This is a genomic window from Flavobacterium frigidimaris, assembly GCF_002217275.1.
Taxonomy (GTDB): Bacteria; Bacteroidota; Bacteroidia; order Flavobacteriales; family Flavobacteriaceae; genus Flavobacterium; species Flavobacterium aquidurense.
Genome location: NZ_MUGV01000015.1, coordinates 323,785 through 346,223, shown reverse-complemented (window position 1 = coordinate 346,223; position 22,439 = coordinate 323,785). Strand labels below are relative to the sequence as shown.

Genomic DNA, 22,439 nt, shown 5'->3' with positions numbered 1-22,439 from the left:
GTAACATCAGAGCTTGATGCCGCGCAACTTCCATTGCCTGCAACGGTATATTTTATAGTAACTGTTGTATCAGTTGTTACATCTGCCGGGGTATAAACAGAGCCCGCGATAGTTCCGCCTCCAGATTCAACACTCCAAGTTCCACCTGCCGGTGTAGCCGAAAGGGTTTTCGTTGCTGTCTCACAGATTGCCGTGGTAGTAGTTGTATTGCTCGCCGTTCCCGCAAAAGGATNNNNCCTCCAGATTCAACACTCCAAGTTCCGCCTGCCGGTGTAGCCGAAAGGGTTTTGGTTGTCGCTTCGCAGATTGTTGCTGTACTTGTTGTATTATTTGCCGTTCCTGGAAATGGAGTCACTGTCACACTTCCCGTAATCGAAGCTTCAGAACAAGGAGATGTATGCCCAACAGTTGCAATAGTATAAGTCCCACTTGCCGTTGGCGTTCCTGAAATAGTAACAGTTTTTGCATTAAGATCAACATTTGCTACTAATCCATTTGGTAAATTTGATGCTGTAGCATTGTTTGCGCTTCCTCCAAAAGTATAAACGGCATTTGGAATTGCTGCTCCTCCACAAACTGAAGGGTTTTGTGTGCCGCTAGTAAAAACAATTGTAGAAGCATTATTAATAACTGCTGCAACGGCAACTCTAGATGCTGTCGAACAACCCGTAGAAGTTATAGTTGCTCCTACATAATAAGTCGTAGTAGTTGATAAATTTGGCGTAGTGAAACTCTCTCCTGATGCTAATGATGTAGTTGTTGTTGAATCGGCATACCAATAAACAGTTGCTCCAGTTGAAGCTACGGCATTTAATGTTAAAGTCCCAGCTCCACATCTCGAACTTTCTATTGCTGAAATTGTTGGCACAATATTTATTGTTGCACGAACTTCAGTTCTGCTTAACGTAGTACAACCATTATTAGTTGCTTCTACATAATAAGAAGTTGATGCTGATAAACTTGGTGTAATAAAAGTAGTTCCTGTTCCTAATGATGGTCCACCAGATGAAGCAGCGTACCAATTAATTGTTCCTCCTGATGCTGTGGCACCTAAAGTTACCGTTCCTTCTCCACATCTTGATGCTGGTGTACTTCCTGTGATTGCAGGTATTTCTTTAATTACGAAATCAACAGCCGCTCTACAACTAGAACCGGAACATGCAACATAGTAAGTCTTTGTTCCAGCTGTGTTTGTATTAGATAATCCTGAATTAGCAACTAATACTGGATTAAAATTAGCCCCTGTATAAATTGCCGACCCACCGGAAGAAGCTGTAAACCACTCTATTGTTCCTGCACATGTAGAAGTAACTGTTAATGTACCGGTTCCACCCTGACAAATAGAAACTCCATTTGCTGTCGGTGCTCCTGTCACTGAATTAATAGTAATACTAGAGGTAGGAAGTGAAGTACATCCTTGTGCATTAGTTGTTACCACATAACTATTTGGTACTAATCCTGAAAAAACACCTGTTGAATTTGTAACTGGTGTTGTTACTGGATTTGATCCTCTTATTGTATAAGATATACCAGTTCCATTAGCAGGAGTATTTACTGTAATAGTTCCTGTTGGCGTAGAACAACTTGATTGTGTAGTAGTAGTTGTCGGTATTGACGGCAAAGCTAAAATAGTTATATCATCTGCTGTTGTACTAGTCCCATTAAAATTAGCTCCAGGAACATTTGATTGACTAGCACCTTCATAAGTTTTATTTGCACTTCCATAGCCATCCAAATATGCCGTAATTGTTCTGGATGCATGTGTAGCTGTACGTGTCGGATCAAGATACAAAGCCTGAGCATTTGAACTATGGGGACCAGCTGTCATAGACGCTGCTACTTTTCCAACTAAGGTTATTGTAACAACTCCATTTTTCGCAATATTAAAACCTCCGAATACTGGATTATTAGCTGTACCTGCAGCAGAATTAGCTAAAGCTCCTGACGGCCCTGAGGCATCAGCAGAGTATGTAGCAGAAGCTGAATCAAATTCCATACCTATTGGAAATTTAAAATCTAAAACAACTCCGGCAGCATTTCCTGCACCTGTATTATTTATTTTAATCTCATATGAGACTTTTTCATTTATTGAATTACAAACTGAAGTTGTTGTTAACGTTTTTACTTTAGTTTCCAAACTAGGAAAACAATTTGCATTAACTTGTAAATTTGGTGGTATATCATTTACTGTAAAACTAGACACATATCCTACTTTTCCGTCTTGAGCTCCATGGTTATTTCCGTTACCCGCGTTCGATTTACCAGCTAAACCACCAAGAACACTAGAAGTTATAGTTACTGATGCCGAAAGATTATGGCTAATAATTCCACCACCACCACCACCACCAGGTCCGTGTTCATTATTGTTGTCATTCTCTGTATTTCCTCCTGCTCCTCCGTTGGCCTCTATTCGAATGTTTGCAGTACTATTATTCGAAACATTTAATAAAACCGTTCCTCCGGCTCCTCCTCCTCCAGCTCCATCTGGCGAACCTGAATAAGTTCCCGGAGCTCCTTTTCCTCCATTTGCATAAATAGTACCATTTCCTAAAACATTTCCAGCATTTATAAGAATAATTGCTCCTCCAACACCACCTTTTACACCAGTAGAAGCATCATTGGCATCACCGGCACCTCCACCGCCTCCCATTATAAGTCGGGGAAATGGAGTACTAGTAAGATAAGATCGAAAACCAGGTCTTCCTCCTCCAGTAAGATTATTGGAGAACAAATCTCCACCGCCACCTTGCCATCCGGCACCACCAACACCACCAAATCCGCCATTTCCACCACCACCACCACCGGTGTTGTGGTCATTACCTCCACCTCCGGCATTAGCAGGGGCTCCTCTTCCTGAAGATCCTCCCGGCAGTCCCTCAACCAGATTAACTACCTGATTAAAACCATCCCACATATATTTAGGTGTTCCAGCTATTCCTTCTCCTTTTCCAGAAATATTTGTTAAACTTGATTCCCCAACATAAGTCGTCGAATTATTAACGCCCGAGCCTGCTCTGGGGCTATATCCTCCTCGAAATCCCCTAGCACTTCCATCAATAGTGTATCCTGCAAAGTTGAATGTACCCGAAACGTTAAAAGCAATAACACCACCTGCTATACCATTAAAAGGTGGCGTGGTGATATTAGATGTAAGCGTTAAATTAGAATATTGAGGTACTCTGATAATTTGAAATGTTCTTTTTCCTCTATTATTAGATGCATCGGCATTGTAAAAACTATTTCGCACACCATTATTTGTTCCAGTACCCTTAAAGGTCAAATTTCCACCTGTTAGTGGAACATTGTTCGTAGCAATTACATATTCAAAAATACCGGTATTTCCTAAAAGGGAAAATCCCGTACCTCCTGAATTATCAGGGCCACTATTTGGAGTTCCCGAACCGTAATTTGTCGTATTTGTATAGTCGATTGTAGCATCCTGCATTTGGATAATCAAAATCAAATCTCCTGCCGAGATTGGAATTGTTCCAAAATTGTTTCCGTATTGATCAGTTGCAGGCACACCTGATAGTACAACCGATGTGGTTCCTGCATTCAGTGTTATGTTAGCTCCTGCAGGATAGTAAGTATTTACAGAATTTGATACCGCTGCCGGTCCATCAACTCCTGGCGTACCGCAAATTTGAGCAAACAAAGATGAGTTTATTAATAAAAGTGCTGAAACAATAAAAAATAACTTAACTGAATTAAGTTTTCTAAAAGTAAAGTTACGCATACGCAAATGAGATTTGAGGAGTACAAATAGTGTCAACTAAAGAACCAATATTGGTTTTCAGGATATAGGAGAGATACGAAAAACTATGAGGAGTGGATTTTAAATTAAAAGAAAATCTGAAGTACGATTTTATTTTCAATTCAAAAAATGATTGAACCATTTGAACAATTGGTTCAAGACCTAAAAATAGTCTCATAATTTATAGTAGTTTTGGTGCGGCGAAAATAGATAAACCATTAATAACTAGCTATATTAGTCGACAAACTACATATAAAACCGGTGAATTACACTTATTTTCAGTTAAATGCAACTGCGAATATTCAAAAACTTATATATTCATCAACAAAAACATTAAAATTTCTTAATTTTATATCAATCAATCGCTTTTGTATCAAATTACCTGACAAAATCGCAAAAAATCTTACAAAATTGAATTCTAAAAAAACAAGATTTCTTTTTAACATTTGTTTACTTTTTCTTCACGATATATTAAATCATATTCTTGCCTCAAGTAATTTTTTTTGGTTAGGTATTAAATTCGTTTTTTACAAATAAGAAAAATATCACTAGAAGATGTTTTTATCATCTCCATTTCGTTATTTAAAAAATACAGCATCATACTACAGGAAAAAATTACTGATTATCAAATACTTAAACTCGACTTAAAAAATACTTTTCATTTAAAATAAAACTAAAAATAGTTTTACTTTCAAAATTCACAAACAGCATATACATTTCTATAAGTAAGAGAAATAATACCTTAATTAGCAGCTATTTAAAACAAAATTACTGCTTGTCAATAAAACAAACCATGAGCAAATTTACCGTTCGTCGATAAAAAATATCGACAAAGTACACATGCTGTATTTCATTTCTTACATCACAAAAAAGACACATCTATTAAATTGCAAAAGAGCTTCTTACAAAAAATGTGTCTTTCTTTCAAAGTCCAGATAAAATATCCAGATCTAAATTTTGGAAGTAAATTATTAGTTCATAAAAAGAAAAAAGTCCAGATTTAACATTGAACCTGTTTTCTATTTTAAAAAATTAATATTTCGTTTCAAACCATCAAATTTGGTTCGTTTAATTGGAGAATTTTTAAAAACTTTTTTGAAAGTTTCATCCGTTATTTCAATCCAATCCTTCTTTGAAAAAGAAAGCAATTCAGGATTAGGATTAAATAATGGCTCGGAATGTGGTTTTGAAAAACGATTCCAGGGACAAACATCTTGACAAGTATCACAACCAAACATCCACTCATCAAATTTTCCTTTCATCTCGTAAGGGATATTCTCTTTTAGCTCAATGGTATAATAGGAAATACATTTGCTCCCATCAACAACATACGGAGCAACAATTGCCTGGGTTGGACAAGCATCGATACACGCAGTACAAGAACCGCAATGATCTGTAGTAGCATGATCATATTCTAAATCTAAATCAAGGATAAGTTCTGCAATAAAATAAAACGAACCTACTTTTTGAGTTAATAGGTTGCTATTTTTACCAATCCAGCCCAATCCACTTTTAGCAGCCCAAGCTTTATCTAATACAGGAGCCGAATCAACAAAAGCCCGACCCGAAACATCTCCAATATTTTCCTGAATCGAATAAAGAAATTCTTTTAATTTTTCCTTGATGACGAAATGGTAATCTTGTCCATAAGCATATTTAGAAATCTTGAAACTTTCATGATTCTGAGATTGTTCAGGATAATAATTAAGTAAAAATGAAACTACGCTTTTTGCATCATCAACTAGTAATGTTGGATTTAATCGTTTATCAAAATGGTTTTCCATATACGCCATTTGTCCATTTTGATTGTTTTTCAACCAATTTTCAAGTCGAGGTGCTTCTTGCTCAAGAAATCCTGCTTTAGATATACCACAAGAAAGAAAACCAAGTCGTTTTGCTTCAGCTTTTATAAATTTCGAATATGTCTCTTTTGAATTGATCGTCATCTTTTAGAGAATATAACTTCTACTCCCACAGGTTTCAACGTTATTAGCGGATTAAATTTTATATCCGAAGTAACAGATTCAATAGTGTATTTTTTTACAATATGAGAAATGGTCAAACACATTTCATAAATAGCAAATCCAGCTCCAATACACATTCTTGGTCCAGCGCCAAATGGATAAAAGTATTGAATGGATTGCTTTTTTTGCTCTCCAAGAAATCGCTCAGGATTAAATTCTTCAGGATTTTCCCAATACTTAGGATTTCGGTGAAGTTCATAAAAGGAAACCCCAATAAGTGTTCCTTTTTTTATATTATAATCCCCAATTATATCGTCTTCAACATTTTGCCTATCGGTAATCCAAGCTGGAGGATATAAACGCATGGATTCATTTAAAACCGCATTTGTATAGGGCATCTTTTGAAGTTGTTCTGCGATATCATTTGTTTGCAGCTCAACCTCTGTAACTTCTTTAAATATTTTTTCCTGCACTTCAGGATTTTTTCCTAAAAGATAAAGTGTAAAAGTCAATGCATTTGCAGTCGTTTCATGACCGGCTATAAACAGAATTTTTATTTCATCAACTAATTGACTAACTGACATTCCTTCTCCAGTATCATCATACCGGGTTTCTAAAAGCATATTGAGCAAATCATTAATTTCTTCTTTGGAAGCTACCCTTTTATCAATAATCTCTTTAATAATTCTATTATTTTCTTCGGCTAATTCCAAATGTTTTTTCACTTGTCCGCTTAAGGAAAACCACCAGGCTTTATGCGGAAGCCGAATCTCTTTAATTAAAAAATTCTGAACTTCTTCGATAATAAATTTTATCCGATTCAGTTTCTCTTCTGATATTGAAAGCTGAAATAGAGATTTAGCCACAACATTAAAGGCCAACTGACTCATTACAGGAAAAAGAGCAATCGATTTTTCTTCTACTATACCTTCAAGTTCCAAAGCAATAGTTTGATTCATATTTTCAACCAGCTGATTCATTTTTTGCTTATGAAACGCAGGCTGAATTAATCTTCTTTGCTTCAGCCAAAAATCTCCATCAACAGTTAGAAGTCCTTTCCCTAAATATTTAGAAAGATATACGGATTGAAATTTAGATTTATGATAATTCTTTTGCTTCTTTTGTAAAATATATTGAGCAATCTCATTATCTCGGGACAAAATTATATACTTAGAAGGACCAATTTTAAGAGAAAAAGAATCTCCGAATTTATCAAAATACCTTTTATGAAACGGAATCGGATTCTTGCGTACTCCTTCCGCATCCAGAAAAAATCTCAATATTGAGAGTCTGCGTGGATAATTATATTTTCTGTTTTCAGACATTTTGATAGAATTAAAAATAACCCGTACTCAATATTACTACTATTTTCTAAGTTTACGAAAATTACTTATTATGATTTGTGATCCAGTTTGTAATATCGGTTATATTCTGCGCTTCCGTATCAGGAGTATTCATTCCTACATCATGACCTTTACCTTCTCTAATTAGTAGTTTTGTTTCCACATCTTTGCTTTTTAATTCTGAATAAAGATTTTTAGATTGACTCACATTTACCAAAGCATCAGCATCACCGTGTATTAATAATGTTGGTACATTTGAAATAGTATCGAAAGGGCTTATTGCAATAAATGCAGGATTTTTTGCATTCAAGTTTAACTTGGCACCAGCTAATTTTTCGATAATACTCAAATTACCATTTTTTATAATAAATTCCAATGTTTCAGGAGAATCTAATCTTGACGGTGCGCAAAGTGCCGTTATTGACTTCATGTTTTTCTTGGTATAACCATACAATAAAGCTAAATGCGCTCCTGCACTAATTCCAACAATATGGTATCCTTTTTTAGCATAACCGTATTTATTAGCAACATCAGAAACATAATTGACTGCTGATTCGATATCTGCTAATAAATCCTTGGCAGAAATAGTATCACCAACATAACGATAATCCACATTGGCAACAACAAACCCTCTATTACAGATATCCTGAGCATGTTTGCTAGTATACTCAAGTCCCCCCATGGACCAGGCTCCTCCATGGAGAAGTATAACAACAGGCAAATCTTTTAAATTTCCGCTAGGAATATATAAATCTACAGTCTGTTGAGGAGCTTTTCCATACGCGAGATGTGGAAAATTCCTGGTTTGACCAAAAGAGATTAAACAACTAAACAGTAAAAATAAAACGAAATTCCTCATGGCATGTTTTTAAAATAATCCACCTTGAATATTGGTATTAATTTTTCCCAGATGTTTATAAGCTTTATCTGTAACTTCCCTTCCTCTTGGAGTTCGCATAATAAATCCTTCCTGAATCAAGAAAGGTTCATAAACTTCTTCTATAGTTTCGCTACTTTCAGATACAGCTGTAGCCAAAGTTGACAGCCCAACAGGTCCGCCCTTAAATTTATTAATGATAGTCAACAAAATTTTATTATCCATTTCGTCAAGACCATGTGCATCAACATTAAGTGCCTTTAATGCATAACGAGCAATTTCCAGATCGATAGTTCCGTTTCCTTTTATTTGTGCAAAATCTCGTACGCGTCGTAACAATGCATTAGCGATACGAGGTGTTCCACGGCTTCGACCAGCAATTTCGATAGCAGCATCTAATGAGATTGGCATTTTAAGTATAGAAGAACTTCTCTCGACAATAGTTGTCAAAAGTTCCGTAGTATAATATTGTAATCGTGATGAGATTCCAAAACGTGCACGCATAGGCGCCGTTAATAATCCTGAACGTGTTGTTGCTCCAATTAAAGTAAAAGGATTCAAATTGATCTGTACCGTTCTGGCATTTGGCCCTGATTCGATCATGATATCAATTTTAAAATCCTCCATTGCCGAATATAAATACTCTTCAACAATTGGACTCAAACGATGAATTTCATCAATGAATAAAACATCTCTCTCATCAAGATTTGTTAGTAAACCAGCTAAATCACCAGGTTTGTCTAATACAGGACCAGAGGTAATTTTAATTCCAACTTCAAGTTCATTCGCTAAGATATTGGCCAGGGTAGTTTTCCCTAATCCGGGAGGCCCATGAAAAAGTGTATGATCAAGAGCTTCACCACGTTGATTGGCAGCTGCAACAAAAACTTTTAAGTTCTCTAAAACTTGATCTTGTCCGGCAAAATCATCAAATGATAACGGACGTAATCTTTTTTCAAGATCTAATTCTTCTGGGTTATACCCATTTGTAGTGGGATCTAGGTTCTCATTCATTTTACAAAGATAGACAAAGTAATCAGTTTGTAAAATACTTAAATTCCAAATAATATTCCGGAATAACGGGATTAAATTTTAATATCTTAAATTCCCAATATTTAATATTATTACATTTCTGTAACTATAATTTACGGCCAAACCCTAACTATAATAAAACAAAAAGAGACCATCTTTTCAGATGGTCTCTTTTAAATATTTTTAGTGGTGTAAAACTTCTTCACCTTCTTTCATCGGTACATTTTGCGGTACAAAATCTACATCGTGATTTGGGTTACTGTAGTCATACGGCCAACGGTATACATGAGGAATTTCACCTGGCCAGTTGCCGTGGATATGTTCTACTGGAGTAGTCCACTCTAATGTTGTAGATCTCCATGGATTCTGAACTGCTTTCTTACCATAGAAAATACTACTAAAGAAGTTGTACAAGAATACTAATTGGAACGCACCTCCTACAAGAGCAAATGTTGTAATTAAAACATTCACATTTTGCAAATCATCAAATAATGGGAAGTTTGTATTTGTATAATAACGTCTTGGTAAACCAGCTAATCCAATAAAGTGCATTGGAAAGAATACTCCATAAGCACAAACTGCAGTTACCCAAAAGTGTATATAACCTAAATTTTTATTTAACATTCTTCCATACATTTTAGGAAACCAGTGGTAGATACCAGCAAACATTCCATAAAGTGCAGAGATACCCATTACTAAGTGAAAGTGAGCAATTACAAAGTATGTATCATGAACATTAATATCCAAAGTACTATCTCCTAAAATGATTCCAGTTAAACCTCCAGTAATGAAAGTAGAAACCATTCCAATAGAAAACAACATTGCAGGGTTAAATTGTAAATTACCTTTCCATAAAGTTGTAATCCAGTTAAAAGCTTTTACAGCAGATGGAATTGCAATCAATAAGGTTGTAAAAGTAAATACTGATCCCAAGAAAGGATTCATACCTGAAATAAACATATGGTGACCCCAAACAATTGTAGATAAGAATGCAATTGCAAGAACTGACATAATCATCGCTCTGTATCCAAAAATTGGTTTACGAGAGTTCGTAGCCATAATTTCAGAAACAAGTCCCATTGCTGGTAAAATTACAATATAAACTTCAGGGTGTCCTAAAAACCAGAACAAGTGTTCAAATAATACTGGAGAACCACCTTGATAATGTAAAACCTCTCCTGCAATATAAATATCTGATAAGAAGAATGAAGTACCAAAACTTCTATCAAAAATTAATAATAAAGCAGCTGATAACAATACTGGGAAAGAGATCACACCAATGATAGCTGTTACGAAAAAAGTCCAGATTGTAAGTGGAAGTCTGGTCATAGACATTCCTTTAGTTCTTAAGTTGATAACAGTAACAATGTAATTTAAAGATCCCATCAAAGAAGACGCGATAAAGATAGCCATCGAAACTAACCATAAAGTCATACCTGTTCCAGAACCTGGAATCGCTTGTGGTAAAGCACTTAATGGAGGATAAATTGTCCAACCTGCAGAAGCTGGTCCAGCTTCAACAAATAAAGAAGATAACATAATTACAGCAGATAAGAAAAATAACCAGTATGAAATCATGTTCATGAATCCAGAAGCCATATCTCTTGCTCCAATTTGAAGTGGAATAAGTAAGTTACTAAAAGTACCACTTAAACCAGCCGTCAGTACAAAGAATACCATGATGGTACCGTGAATTGTAACTAAGGCCAAATAAATATCATTAGCCATTACACCATCAGGTGCGAATTTATCTCCTAATAAAACATTAAAGATTTTGAAAGACTCTTCTGGCCATGCTAATTGCATTCTGAAAAGCAAAGACATTGCAATACCAATAATTCCCATGATAATACCGGTAATTAAGTATTGCTTAGCAATCATTTTGTGATCAATACTAAATATATACTTAGTAATGAACGTGTCTTTATGATGATGTTCGTGCTCGTGATCGTGTCCGTGATCGTGATCGTGCGCTTCTGCTGACATATATGTGTACTTTAAATTTTCTTAATAAATATTATTTCATAGTAACTTTAGCTACAACCGCTTTTACAGTATCAATAACTGCTTTTACAGTATCTTTAGCAGTACTATCTGTAGTAGCTTCTGCTCCTTCTCCTTCAGCTGGTTTTTTAGCAGCCTCAGCAGCTTTAATATCCTGAGCTAAAGTAGTTTTTTCGCTTAACCATTTTTTATAATCTTCCGGAGTATCAACTACTACTTTCATTTGCATGTTGTAGTGAGAAGCTCCACAAATTTTATTACATAATAATAAATAATCAAATGTATAAGGATCTAAAGCTGTACCGCCTTTTGCAACTAACTCAACGCTTTTTTCAGCTCTAAGTTTATTGATATTGGCAACTTTTTCTATCATAAATGGTAACTCTCTATACTCAGCACTTGTATAAGTTGGAATAAAAGCAAATTCAGTAACCATTCCAGGAACACAGTTCATTTGCGCTCTAAAGTGAGGCATATAAGCTGAGTGTAAAACGTCTTGAGAACGCATTTTGAAATGTATTTTTTTACCTTTTGGAATATGTAATTCTGAAACTACAATATCATCCTGAGCATTAGGATCCGACATATCAACCCCTAAAGTATTTACACCTTCAATTAAACGTACGTTTGCTTTTCCTAAAACATTATCATGTCCAGCATATCTTGCAGTCCACTTAAATTGTTGAGCATATAATTCAATTTCAATTACATCTTCATCTTTATCAACAAACATGATGTTGTTCCAGGCATACAATCCGTAAAGAATTAAACAAGCCAAAACTACAGATGGAATAATACTCCAAATTGCTTCCAATTTATTACTATCAGCAAAGAATAATGCTTTTCTGTCTTTATGTCCTCTATTCTTAAAAGAAAACCAGTAAAGCAAACCTTGAGTAATAAATTGAACTACAAAAATTAAAACCCAAGTAATATTCATCAAATTATCTACTAAAAGACCGTGCTCTGAAGCAGGAGTATGAAGAGCTAAGTGCCCCCATTTTAGTAAACCGTAAATCGTAAATATATAAATGAAAGCTAAAAAGCCAAACATAACATATCCCTGAACATTATTATCATTATCTGATGCAACCTGAGAATCGTCCGAAGAAGATCCTACTTGAGTAAGATCAAATATCTTGGTCAATTGCCACAATGCAATTGCTAATAAAACTAAAACTATAATTACCAACAAACTTGTCATCTGTTTACTTCTTTAAATATTAATAATGAAAATGTTTACTTTCTTCAATGAAAGGATTTCTTTTTGCTAACAAAGGAGCTTTAGTTAATGCAGTAAATACAACAAAAATAAACAAACCTAAGAAGAAAAGAATAGATGCAATTTCAGGAACTCCAATAAACCATTTATCTCCAACTGTACCAGGCATAATCATATTAAAGAAATCTACATAGTGACCTAGTAAGATAACAACACCAGCCATTACAATAACCCAGCTAAGACGTTTGAAGTCTGTATTGATTAATATTAATAACGGGAATACGAAGTTCATAACTACAGCACCAAAGAATGGCAAGTTATATAATTGAATTCTTGTTATGAAATAAGTTACCTCTTCAGGAATATTTGCGTACCAGATTAACATGAACTGAGAGAACCATAAATAAGTCCAGAAAACACTGATACCAAACATAAATTTAGCTAAATCGTGAATGTGGCTTGTATTTACATACTCTAAATATCCTTTTGATTTTAAATATACCGTAACTAATGCGATTGCAGTAATACCACTTACAAAGAAAGAAGCAAATACATACCATCCAAATAAAGTACTGAACCAGTGTGGATCAATTGACATAATCCAATCCCAAGACATAATAGATTCAGAAACAATAAAGAATACTAAGAAACCAGCAGTTTGCTTAAAGTTCTTTTTGTAGTATAGATCATCATTAGCATCATCTTGAGCTAAACAATTTTTTCTTGAATAATAACGGTATAAGTTCCATCCTAATAAGAATACAGCAGCTCTGGCAATCCAAAAAGGAAAGTTTAAGTAACCATCTTTACCAGCGATGATTTTATCGTAGTTTGCACTACTAGGATCCGTTACACCTTCACCTAACCATACAAATAAATGATTAAAGTGTAATCCACAAAGAATTAAAATGATAAAGAAAATGATAGAACCAACAGGCAAATAAGCCGTGATTCCCTGCATTACTCTAAACAAAACCGGAGACCAACCTGCCTGAGCAACTTGTTGAATAGCATAAAATGCTAAAGTTCCCATAGAAAGCAGCAAGAAGAAAATACATGCAACATATAATGCTGACCAAGGCTTATTTTGCAATTGGTGCAATACATGCGTTAAATGCTCTTTATGCTCATCGGCAGCATCAACTTTTGCGTGTTCGCCACCATTGTGAGATTCATGTGAAGCTTCTGCAGCTTCGTGATGTCCAGCTTCCTGGTGTGAAGCTTCTGTTGTTGCTTCATGTGCAGCACCATGAGATCCATGCGCATCTGCAGCTAGAATTTTCTCAACTTCTTGAATATCTTTAGGAGCAGTTAAAAAACCATATCCAATTCCTAATATACCAAGGGCCATTAGGATGATAGAAAAAGTTTTTAATTTACTTGAAAATGTATACATATCTATTACGATCAGTTTGTTCAACAATTATAATTGGCTTTTTAGTTTTAGAACATAGTCAGCAACTAACCAACGTTCGTGGGCACTTAATTGATTTGCATGTGAACCCATTGCATTTAAACCATAAGTTTCAACGTGAAAGATACTTCCTTCAGTAATTACTCTGTCTTTATAGCTAGGCACTCCAAGAAATTTCTCTCTTTCAACCAATTTACCTTTACCGTTTCCAGCTGCACCATGACAACTAATACAGTAAATTTCGAAAAGTTCTTTCCCTTTTCCAGAATTTCTATCTTCTTCAGTTAAAGGTGATTTTAAATTAGCTTTCGCTAATTCGTAACCAGCAGTTGAATTTTCATATTCATAAGGCTCAAAACCTCTATTGATAGTTCCTACAACAGGAAGCTGTCCTTCTTTTCCACCTTTAAATATGTTTGCCTCTGAGTAAGTTTCATAACCTACAGACTCATACATATTAGGGAAGTACTGATAGTTTGGTGCCGAATTATTGTGGCAAGATGAAACTAAAATAGTTATACCAACTAAAAGTGTTATTTTATATATCCTTTTCATAGCTACAATTAATTCTTTTCAATTACTTTAACTTCAACAGCTCCTGTACCTTCGAAAAAAGAAACTAGTTCTGCTTCGTTATTATTTACAGCAACTTCCATTAAAAAATGGTCATCTGTTGTTCTTACATCAGGATTCTCAGCTTCTTTAAATGGCCATAACCTACTTCTCATATAAAAAGTGATAACCATTAAGTGGGCAGCAAAAAATACTGTCATTTCAAACATAATAGGCACAAATGCAGGCATATTTTGAATGAAGCTAAAACTTGGTTTTCCTCCAATATCTTGCGGCCAATCATGAATCATGATATAACTCATCATGGTTGTTGCAACAGAAATACCAACACATCCATATAAAAATGCACAAATTGCTAATCTTGTTGGTGCTAAACCCATAGCTTTATCCAATCCGTGAACTGGGAATGGAGTAAAAACCTCTTCAATATGATGATGAGCAGCTCTGGTTTTCTTTACTGCATCCATCAAAATATCATCGTCATTATAAATGGCGTATATTACTTTATTACTCATGATGTGAATCTTTATTTGCTCTTTCTCTAATGTAATTATCTCCTGTTCCTTTCAAAATTGTTTTAACCTCTGCCTGAGCAATTACAGGGAATGTTCTAGAGTATAATAAAAACAATACGAAGAAGAAACCAATTGTTCCGATGAAAATACCAATATCAACAAATGTTGGTGAGAACATTGTCCAAGAAGATGGAAGGTAATCTCTATGTAAAGAAGTAACAATAATTACGAATCTTTCAAACCACATTCCGATGTTTACTACAATCGAAATAATAAATGAGAACATGATACTTGTTCTTAATTTCTTGAACCACATAAATTGTGGAGAGAAAACGTTACAAGTCATCATCGACCAATATGCCCACCAGTAAGGTCCGGTAGCTCTGTTCAAGAATGCATATTGTTCATATTCTACCCCTGAATACCAAGCTACAAATAACTCAGTAATATATGCTACACCAACTATAGAACCCGTAATCATGATTACAATGTTCATTAACTCTATATGTTGTACTGTAATATAAGCTTCAAGATTAGATACTTTTCTCATAACGATCAACAATGTGTTTACCATTGCAAATCCAGAGAATACCGCTCCAGCAACGAAGTACGGAGGGAAAATTGTTGTATGCCATCCAGGAATTACAGAAGTAGCAAAGTCCATCGATACAATCGTGTGTACAGAAAGTACAAGAGGAGTAGCTAAACCAGCTAATACTAAAGATACTTCTTCAAAACGTTGCCAATCTTTAGCTCTACCACTCCATCCAAAACTTAGGATAGAATAAACTCTTTTTGTAAAAGGAGTAACCGCTCTATCACGTAGCATTGCAAAATCAGGCAATAAACCAGTCCACCAGAAAACTAATGAAACCGAAAGATATGTTGAAATTGCAAATACGTCCCAAAGCAATGGTGAGTTAAAGTTTACCCATAAAGACCCAAATTGATTTGGAATAGGTAAAACCCAGTATGCTAACCATGGACGCCCCATGTGAATAATTGGAAATAAACCTGCCTGAACTACAGAGAAGATAGTCATCGCTTCTGCAGAACGGTTAATAGCCATTCTCCAACGTTGACGGAAAAGTAATAATACCGCAGAAATTAATGTTCCAGCGTGACCAATACCAACCCACCAAACGAAGTTCGTGATATCCCAGGCCCAACCAACTGTTTTATTTAATCCCCATGTTCCGATACCGGTAGATACGGTGTAAATTATACAACCTAACCCCCAAAGGAAGGCTATTAATGCGATTGAAAATACAATCCACCATTGTTTGTTTGCAGGCCCCTCAACAGGTGCAGCTACATCTACAGTTACATCGTGATATGATTTATCACCAATAACTAAAGGTTTTCTAATGGGTGCTTCGTAGTGAGACGACATAATCCTTTATATGTTTCTTAATTAATAATTATTCTAAGTATTTCTAACTTTAACATGGTAAACCACATTAGGTTTTGTTCCTACATGCTCCAATAAGTGATATGATCTTTCATCAGCCGCTAATTTAGCAACTTTACTTTCTTTATCATTAACATCACCAAATATCATTGCTCCAGAAGAACAAGCGTTAGAACAAGCTGTTTGGAATTCGCCATCAGCAACTGGGCGACCTTCGTTTTTAGCTTTTAATTTAGTAGCTTGTGTCATTTGAATACACATTGAACATTTTTCCATAACTCCACGAGAACGAACGTTTACGTCTGGATTCAATACCATACGCCCTAAATCGTCATTCATGTGATAATCGAATTCACTGTTTTTGTTATACAAGAACCAGTTAAAACGACGTACTTTATATGGACAGTTGTTCGCACAGTAACGAGTACCAACACATCTGTTGTATGCCATATGGTTTTGACCTTCACGACCGTGAGATGTAGCAGCTACAGGACAAACTGTTTCACACGGCGCATGATTACAGTGCTGACACATAACTGGTTGAAATGAAACTTGTGGGTTATCTCCAGGTTTTTCCATTTCATTAAATGTAGATAATGAACTAGATAAACCTGCAATATTCTCTTTTCTTTCGTTATCACCTGCAAATGTGCTTTCAGAAGAATAATATCTGTCAATACGCAACCAGTGCATATCACGACTTCTTCTAACTTCTGCTTTACCTACAACAGGAACATTGTTCTCTGCATGACAAGCAATAACACAAGCACCACATCCAGTACAAGCATTTAAATCAATTGAAAGGTTAAAGTGATGTCCAGTAGAACGATCAAATGATTCCCATAAATCAACTGTTGTAGCTTTTACTTCTTCGTGATCTAAAGATACCATTGGTTGTTCGTTCCAAAATTCAGCATCTTTAGTATTGAAAATTTCAAGAGTAGTTTCTTTAATAATATCTCCTCTACCCATTAATGTTTTTTGCCCTTGAACACAAGCAAACTCATGCACTCCATTTGCTTTCGCAACAGAAACAGACTGAACACTATTGAAGTTTTTATATAAAGCGTAAGCATTTAAACCTACAACCATTTCTTCTTTTAAAGCCGCTTTACGACCATAACCAACTGCTAAACCAACTGTTCCAACAGCTTGTCCTGGCTGAACAATTACTGGAACATTCTCTAATTTTAAACCGTCAGCAGTAGTAATTGTAGCATAGCTTCCGTTTAAACCACCGTTAGCAACAATTTCATTTGTTAAGCCAAGTTTTTTAGCATCAGCATTAGAAACTGTAACATAATTATCCCAAGAAACTCTTGTGATTGGATCTGGAAACTCTTGCAACCACGGATTGTTTGCTTGTTGTCCATCTCCTAAACCTGTTTTAGTATATAATACTAATTCAAATTCTCCCGCAGCTTTTGATTTTGAAACTACATTTGCAGCAGAAGCATAATCAACAGAACCTGCAGATAAAGCAGTTGAACCAATTACAAAAACACCATCATGCAAAACTTTATTCCAAGAAGAACCCGCAATAATCCCAGCTGAATTAGCTTTAAGATAATCATAGAAAGTTCCGGAACCCCCGTTTAATGATAATAATACGTCTTGAAATTGTTTCGTATTGAATATAGGACGAATAGTTGGTTGAGTTAAACTATAAGTTCCTTTAGTAATCACAACATCACCCCAAGATTCTAAGTAGTGAGGAGCTGGAGCAGCAATTGTACTAACTGAAGCAGTTTCATCTTCTTTTAAAGAGAAAGCAACTGAAGTTTTTACTTTTTTCAATCCTGATACAAAAGAAGCTGAATCAGCTAACGTATAAACCGGATTAATACCACTCATGATTAAAGTATGAACACTTCCAGCATTCATATCTTTTATTAATTGAGATACAATCGCATTAGAACCTTTTCTAATTTGTCTTGTACCAGCTGTATTAAAAGCTTCACTAGCCAATACCTGATTGATAGCTAAAACTAATAATTGAGCATTTTTATCTTCAATTCCAGAAACCAAAACTCCTTTAGAACCAGCAGCTTTTAACTGTTGAGCAGCTTTAGTAACTTCTGTTTTAAATTTGGCATCTAAAGAAACCGGAACAGAAGCACCTGCAATAATATTATAAACTAAAACTAAAGCTTGTTTCTGATCAGCTGGTGTCATTGGGACACGTTTATCAGCAGCAGCTCCAGACAATGTCATATTTGATTCAAACTGAAAGTGACGAGACATTTTTCCGTTTTGAGGAATACGTCCTTGTGCATATCCAGCATCGTATCCACCACCTTGCCAATCTCCTAAGAAATCAGCACCAACAGAAACAATTAAAGAAGCTTTTGAAAAATCATAATCAACAAGAGCTCTTTCTCCGTAAACTGTTTCAAATGCATCTAATGCATCAGAAGAAGAAACCGCGTCATAAACAACGTGTTTTGCATTAGGGTTTTTAGCAATGAACTCACCTATTAATTTCTCAGTAGATGGACTCGCTAAAGTATTTGTCAACAATACCACTTGCCCGCCTTTTGCTTTTGCATCAGCAAGACTTGATTTTATTTTCAAATCAACAGCAGACCAGCTACTATTTTTTCCTTCCAATTTAGGCTCTTTCAAACGCATACTATCATATAATGATAGAATAGACGCATGAATTCTAGCATTGGCCGAAAACTTAGCTCCAGAAATAGTATTGTTATCAATTTTAATTGGACGACCTTCACGAGTTTTCACTAATAAGTTAGCAAAATCAAAACCATCAAAAACAGTAGTTGCATAATAATCTGCAACACCAGGAATGATTTGTTCCGGTTGTAACACATAAGGGATAGACTTGTGAACAGGACCTTCGCAAGCAGCAAGTGTAACCGCTGCAGTACTAAACCCTACGTACTTTAAAAAGTCACGACGTGAAGTTCCAGATTGAGCTAAAGCATCTGCATTCCCTAAGAATTCTTCTGTAGGAATCTCTTCAACAAATTCGTTATTTCTAAGCGCCTCAACAATAGAACTATTTTCTAGTTCTTCAACACTTTTCCAGTATTTTTTGTTTGATGACATTGTATATAAATATTAAAATCTTAATAATTCGATTAATAGTGGCATTTACCGCATTCTAAACCTCCCATTTGCGCTGCAGTCAATTTTTCTACACCGTATTTTTTAGAAAGTTCAGCATGAATTTTATCATAATATGCATTTCCTTCCATCTTAACATCAGTTTTTCTATGGCAATCAATACACCATCCCATTGTTAATTTAGAATATTGCTTCATGATCTCAAATTCCTGCACTGGACCGTGACATGTTTGACACTCAACTCCCGCAACATTTACGTGCTGAGAGTGATTGAAATACACGAAATCAGGCAAATTATGAATACGAACCCATTTTACAGGCTGTGTTTTTCCGGTATAAGCCTGTTTAGTCTTATCCCATCCAACAGCATCATATAATTTTTGAATTTGAGCATCGTAAAAAGCTTTGCTGTACTCTGGAGTAGCAGTAGATTCAGCAACTTCAGAAATATTTTTATGACAGTTCATACAAACATTCAAAGAAGGAATACCAGCATTTTTACTTACACGAGCAGCAGAGTGACAATATTTACAATTGATCTCATTATCTCCTGCATGAATTTTGTGAGAGTAGTGAATTGGCTGAATTGGCTCATAATTTTGATCAACACCAACTTGCATTAAGAAAGCATACACAAAATAACCACTTGCCAAAAGCAAGAATATAGAAGAAACTAATACCAAGAACTGGTTTTTAGCAAAAGCTTTCCAGATTGGAGTTCTAGCTTCTCTAGAAGGAATTTCAATACCATTTTTGCTAGCAACTTTTGTCAATACTTTATTAACCATTACCAACATGATAACTAAAATTGCCATCACAAGAGCAAGCGCCCCTAAAATAATATTATTAGAAATTCCACCTTCTTCAACTTTTGTCCCCGGAGGAGCAGCAGAACCAGGCGCACCAGCAGCAGGCTCAGCTTTAACTTCAGAAGTATAAGCGATAATATTATCAATATCAGCTTCTGCTAACTGAGGAAAAGCAGTCATTACAGACTTGTTGTTTTCTTCAAAAAGTTTCACAGCAACAGGATCGCCTGATTTAATTACTTCAGAACTGTTGTGTACCCACTTGTAAATCCAAGCCATTTCATGCTTAGCAGCAACCCCTCTTAAAGCAGGACCTGTTGACTTAGCATCTAATTTGTGACATGCAGCGCAATTTGCATTAAAAAGTTCTTTCCCTTTTACTGGATCACCGCCTGACGTTGCCGCAGGAGCAGCAGCTGCAGGTGCCGCAGGAGCAGCAGCAGGATCTTGAGCAAATGAAGTTAGGGAGAAAATCAGCGTTAGCGATAAGCTAAGCAGCAATTTTCTTGAGATCGAATTATGGTTACCCACCTTTTTCATATAGTATAATAATTATCTACTAATTTTTGGTATGATTTTTTCTGTAGTAAATCAGAGAAAAACGAATACCTTCTTTTAAAACTTGCACAAAAATACGACTTATGAACTATTCTCAAAACCTTAAAATACTCTTAAATATCAATTTATATCAATTCTAAATAATATTAAAATTTTCCATACAAACTTTAAATACTATTTTTGCATAAAAACCATCACATTATGAGAATTTTAACCCCTTCAAAAAGAGTTTTCTTAACATTCGCAATGTTAACATTAGCTTATAACATTAATGCTCAAGACCAAAATTTAACACTAAATCAAGATCCCAAATTTGACCAATTATTGAATGATAAACGTAAAATTAACACGTCAATAAGCACAAACGATACTTATAAAATCCAGATTTTTAGCGGCAAAAGTGAAGAAGCAAAAAAAACACTATCTGATTTTAAAAGAGAAAATAGTGACATCGATGGTACTATTATTTTCAACACACCAAACTATAAAGTAATTGTCGGAAATTTTAAAACCAGAATCGAAGCAGAACGAAATTTAGCAGAGATTAAAAAAAGATACAAACTTGTATTTTTAATAAAACCCAGCAAATAATTCTCTTTCAAAATAATGAAAACAAAAAAGCAACTCAATTGAGTTGCTTTTTTGTTTTCATTATAGCCTACTAAACTTTCTTACTTTCAAGATTTGGTAAAAAACCTGCAATTACACCAATCAACGGCAAAAACGCACAAACCTTAAACACGTATTCAATACTTGTCAAGTCCGCAAGTTTACCTAAAACTGCAGATCCAAGACCTCCCATTCCGAACGCAAATCCAAAGAATAAACCGGCCACCAAACCAACTTTACTTGGTAGTAATTCGGTTGCATATACCAAAATTGCCGAAAAAGCCGAAGAAAGAATCAACCCTATTACTACAGACAAAATCCCTATCCAAAATAAAGATACATAGGGCAGCATTAACGTAAATGGCGCCACTCCTAAAATAGAAATCCATATCACATATTTTCTCCCAAATTTATCACCTATCGGGCCACCCATAAGCGTTCCGGCAGCAACTGAACCTAAAAAGACAAATAAATAAATTTGAGACTGCTGAATAGACAAATGAAATTTATCTATTAGGAAAAAAGTATAATAACTGGTTATACTAGCCATATAAAAATATTTGGAAAAAATTAAAATCAATAAAATACCCAAAGAAAACCAAACTCTTTTTTTAGATAATTGATGGGTAATTACTTCATTTGCAGCCGCCTTATTCTGGCGCTTTAGCTCCAAATGATCGGTATACCAAATCGCTATTCTGTACAAAGCAAAAATTCCAATCAAGGCTATAACACAAAACCAAATAATGTAAGATTGTCCATGAGGTATTACAATTAAAGCCGCCAATAAAGGTCCAACTGCACTTCCCGCATTGCCTCCCAATTGAAAAATGGATTGTGCCAAGCCCTTTTTTCCACCAGAAGCTAAATGTGCCACTCTTGATGATTCAGGATGAAAGACAGAAGAACCAATTCCAATTAAACTAACAGCAATTAATAAATAGGAAAAGCTATCAGCAATAGAAACAAAAAATAATCCTACTAAAGTAAAAGTCATCCCAAATACTAATGAGTAAGGTTTAGATTTTTTATCCGTATACATACCAACAAAAGGCTGAAGAATAGAAGCCGTAAGCTGATAAGTAAATGTAATCATACCAATCTGTGTAAAACTCAAATTAAATTTCTCTTTAAATAATGGATAAACAGCTGGTATCACGGCTTGCAATAAATCATTTATAAAGTGAGAAAAACTAATAATAAAAAGAATGGAATAAATTGTTTTTTGAACCGCTTCCGGTTGTGCCTTAACATTTGTCATGAGTTG

The 22,439-nt window shown here is 35.1% G+C and carries 16 protein-coding genes; 1 reads left to right on the top strand and 15 read right to left on the bottom strand.

The annotated features are described in order from the left end of the window. Positions 1–76: 76 nt before the first annotated feature. The 14 genes from B0A65_RS23715 to B0A65_RS08940 all read right to left on the bottom strand — a co-directional run bounded on the left by B0A65_RS23715 (position 77) and on the right by B0A65_RS08940 (position 20,545). On the bottom strand, positions 77–1,828 hold the full coding sequence (locus B0A65_RS23715) for an immunoglobulin domain-containing protein (protein ID WP_242670256.1): 1,752 nt from the start codon (positions 1,826–1,828) through the stop codon (positions 77–79). Between the two features lie 1,900 nt (positions 1,829–3,728). Then, positions 3,729–3,932 carry a hypothetical protein gene (locus B0A65_RS23120; RefSeq protein WP_123890305.1) on the bottom strand — a complete coding sequence of 68 codons (204 nt, stop codon included), beginning with the start codon at positions 3,930–3,932 and terminating at the stop codon, positions 3,729–3,731. An 841-nt stretch (positions 3,933–4,773) separates the two neighbouring features. Continuing rightward, entirely contained in the window at positions 4,774–5,700 is a 927-nt protein-coding gene (queG, locus tag B0A65_RS08995; RefSeq protein ID WP_074660571.1) for a tRNA epoxyqueuosine(34) reductase QueG, read from the bottom strand. Further along, complete coding sequence (locus B0A65_RS08990; protein ID WP_074660570.1) at positions 5,697–7,043, bottom strand: cytochrome P450; 1,347 nt, start codon at positions 7,041–7,043, stop codon at positions 5,697–5,699. Before B0A65_RS08990 ends, queG begins: the two co-directional genes overlap by 4 nt. Before the next feature lie 61 nt (positions 7,044–7,104). Next, positions 7,105–7,920: an alpha/beta hydrolase gene (locus B0A65_RS08985; protein WP_074660568.1), complete on the bottom strand. Its 816-nt coding sequence runs from the start codon at positions 7,918–7,920 to the stop codon at positions 7,105–7,107. 9 nt (positions 7,921–7,929) lie between these two features. Further along, complete coding sequence (ruvB, locus tag B0A65_RS08980) at positions 7,930–8,952, bottom strand: Holliday junction branch migration DNA helicase RuvB (RefSeq protein WP_055096839.1); 1,023 nt, start codon at positions 8,950–8,952, stop codon at positions 7,930–7,932. A gap of 201 nt (positions 8,953–9,153) precedes the next feature. Next, positions 9,154–10,956 carry a cytochrome c oxidase subunit I gene (locus B0A65_RS08975; RefSeq protein WP_074660567.1) on the bottom strand — a complete coding sequence of 601 codons (1,803 nt, stop codon included), beginning with the start codon at positions 10,954–10,956 and terminating at the stop codon, positions 9,154–9,156. Positions 10,957–10,987: 31 nt separating this feature from the next. Further along, positions 10,988–12,178, bottom strand: a complete 1,191-nt coding sequence (locus tag B0A65_RS08970; RefSeq protein WP_074660565.1) for a cytochrome c oxidase subunit II — start codon at positions 12,176–12,178, stop codon at positions 10,988–10,990. Positions 12,179–12,197: 19 nt separating this feature from the next. Beyond that, the gene (locus B0A65_RS08965; protein ID WP_074660563.1) at positions 12,198–13,592 is read right to left on the bottom strand and encodes a cation-translocating P-type ATPase; all 1,395 of its coding nucleotides are present in this window, start codon (positions 13,590–13,592) and stop codon (positions 12,198–12,200) included. A gap of 27 nt (positions 13,593–13,619) precedes the next feature. After that, complete coding sequence (locus B0A65_RS08960; protein ID WP_074660562.1) at positions 13,620–14,165, bottom strand: c-type cytochrome; 546 nt, start codon at positions 14,163–14,165, stop codon at positions 13,620–13,622. Between the two features lie 8 nt (positions 14,166–14,173). After that, the gene (locus B0A65_RS08955; protein ID WP_074660560.1) at positions 14,174–14,698 is read right to left on the bottom strand and encodes a DUF3341 domain-containing protein; all 525 of its coding nucleotides are present in this window, start codon (positions 14,696–14,698) and stop codon (positions 14,174–14,176) included. Beyond that, positions 14,691–16,091 (bottom strand): NrfD/PsrC family molybdoenzyme membrane anchor subunit, encoded by a 1,401-nt coding sequence (nrfD, locus tag B0A65_RS08950; RefSeq protein WP_074660558.1) that lies wholly within the window; start codon positions 16,089–16,091, stop codon positions 14,691–14,693. The genes B0A65_RS08955 and nrfD overlap by 8 nt, the downstream gene beginning before the upstream one ends. Before the next feature lie 33 nt (positions 16,092–16,124). Continuing rightward, positions 16,125–19,178, bottom strand: coding sequence for a TAT-variant-translocated molybdopterin oxidoreductase (locus B0A65_RS08945; RefSeq protein ID WP_074660557.1), 3,054 nt, complete (start codon positions 19,176–19,178; stop codon positions 16,125–16,127). 32 nt (positions 19,179–19,210) lie between these two features. After that, positions 19,211–20,545, bottom strand: a complete 1,335-nt coding sequence (locus B0A65_RS08940; protein ID WP_074660555.1) for a c-type cytochrome — start codon at positions 20,543–20,545, stop codon at positions 19,211–19,213. A gap of 219 nt (positions 20,546–20,764) precedes the next feature. Here B0A65_RS08940 and B0A65_RS08935 point away from each other — a divergent pair, with 219 nt between their 5' ends. Continuing rightward, on the top strand, positions 20,765–21,154 hold the full coding sequence (locus B0A65_RS08935; protein ID WP_074660552.1) for an SPOR domain-containing protein: 390 nt from the start codon (positions 20,765–20,767) through the stop codon (positions 21,152–21,154). A gap of 70 nt (positions 21,155–21,224) precedes the next feature. On the opposite strand, the gene B0A65_RS08930 is transcribed toward B0A65_RS08935, so the two are convergent. Then, a complete protein-coding gene (locus B0A65_RS08930) occupies positions 21,225–22,433 on the bottom strand; it encodes an MFS transporter (RefSeq protein WP_074660550.1) in 1,209 nt (402 codons plus the stop codon). Positions 22,434–22,439: the final 6 nt, after the last annotated feature.